The organism is Nocardiopsis sp. TNDT3 (assembly GCF_003427465.1).
GTDB classification, from domain to species: Bacteria; Actinomycetota; Actinomycetes; order Streptosporangiales; family Streptosporangiaceae; genus Nocardiopsis; species Nocardiopsis dassonvillei.
Window position 1 is genome coordinate 1 of record NZ_QPFC01000820.1, and the last position, 1,813, is coordinate 1,813.

Below are 1,813 nucleotides of genomic sequence, written 5' to 3' on the forward strand. Positions count from 1 at the left end.
ACCCCGACGCGCGCCACGACCCCTTCCCCCTGACCGACGTCCAGGGCGCCTACCTCGTCGGTCGCGGCCCGGCCTACGACTACGGCGGCGTGGCCTGCCACGCCTACGCGGAGCTGGAGTTCGACGACCTCGACCCCGACCGCCTGCGCACCGCCTGGAACGCGCTGGTGCGCCGACACGACATGCTGCGCTCCGTGGTCTCCCCCGAGGGCCACCAGCGGGTGCTGCCCGAGGCGCCGGGGGAGTCGCTGACCGTCACCGAGGTCGGCGGAGGAGACACCGCCGCCCACGCCGCCCGGGCCCGCGAGCGCCTGCGCGACCTCGTCCCCGACGCCTCCTCCTGGCCGCTGGTGCGCCTGCACCTCACCCGCGGCGACGACCGCGCCCACCTGCACCTGTCCGTGGACCTGCTCGCCGCCGACTACACCAGCGTCCGGCTGCTCCTGGACGAACTCGCCGCCCTCTACGCCGACCCCGAGCACCCCCTGCCGCCGCTGGGGGCGACCTTCCGCGACTACGTGCTCGCCCACCGGTCGCTGCGCGAGGGCGCCCGCTACCACCGCGACCGCGCCTACTGGACCGAGCGCGCCGACGACCTGCCGCCCGCCCCCGAGCTGCCCCTGGTCGAGCACTCGACCGACGCCTCCGCCCGCTTCACCCGTCTGGCCGCCGTCCTGCCGCCGGAGCAGTGGCGGGCCCTGCGCTCCCGGGCCGCCGACCGCGGCCTGACCCCCGCGGGCGTGGCCCTGGCCGCCTACGCCGAGGTGCTGGCCCTGTGGTCGCGCCGCCCCGACTTCACCCTCAACCTGCCCGTGTCCCAGCGCCTGCCGCTGCACCCTGACGTGGACCGCGTGGTCGGCGACTTCACCTCGCTGACCCTGCTCGCCGTGCGCGCCGACGACGGCGCCACCTTCACCGAGCGCGCCCGCACCCGCCAGGGCCGCCTCATCGAGGACGTCGACCACTGCCTGTACTCGGGCAACGAGCTGCTGGCCGAACTCTCGCGCCGCCGCGACGAGCCCGCCGTGCTCATGCCCGTCGTCTTCACCGGCGCGATCGGCGCCGAGGAGGAGGACGGCGACGACTCCTGGGCCGCCCGGGAGGTGCACGGCCTGTCCCAGACCCCGCAGGTGTGGGTGGACTGCCAGGTGTCCCTGGCCGGGGGCGCCCTGGCCGTGCGCTGGGACGTGCGCGAGGGAGTCCTGCCCGACGGCCTGGCCGCCGACGCCTTCGCGGCCTACACCGACCTGCTGCGCCGCCTGGCCCTGTCCGACGAGCCCTGGGACGAGGCCGCACCGGCCGCCGTCCCCGCCCACCAGCTCCTCGCCCGCGCCGAGGCCAACGCCACCGAGGGCCCCCTGCCCGACGCCCTGCTGTACGAGGACGCCCTGGCCGCCGCGCTGCGCGACCCCGGGGCTCCCGCCGTCGTCCACCCCGACGCGTCCCTGACCCACGGCCAGCTGTGGGCGCGGATCACCGCCGTGGCCGACGAGCTGCGCGCCCGCGGCTGCGGCCCGGGCGACCGCGCGGCCGTGGTCATGGACAAGGGCGTGGAACAGGTGGTCGCCGCCCACGCCGTCCTGCTGACCGGCGCCGCCTACGTCCCGGTCGACACCACCCAGCCCGCCGCGCGCCGCCGCGCCATCCTGCGCGACGCCGGGGTGCGCCACGTCCTCACCCAGTCCTGGCTGGCCGAGATCGGCGACTGGGAGCAGGACGTCGAACCCGTCGAGGTGGACGCGGTCCCCGCCGCCGACGCGGTTCCCGCTGCCTGGACGCCCGACGCGCTCCCGCCCCGCCCCGTGGACCCCGA

Annotated in this window: 1 protein-coding gene; it reads left to right on the top strand. The window is 77.2% G+C overall.

Features of this window, described 5'->3' with window-relative positions; translation table 11 throughout:
- On the top strand, positions 1-1,813 hold a 1,813-nt coding region (locus DQW06_RS19955), incomplete at both ends, for a condensation domain-containing protein (protein WP_157983504.1).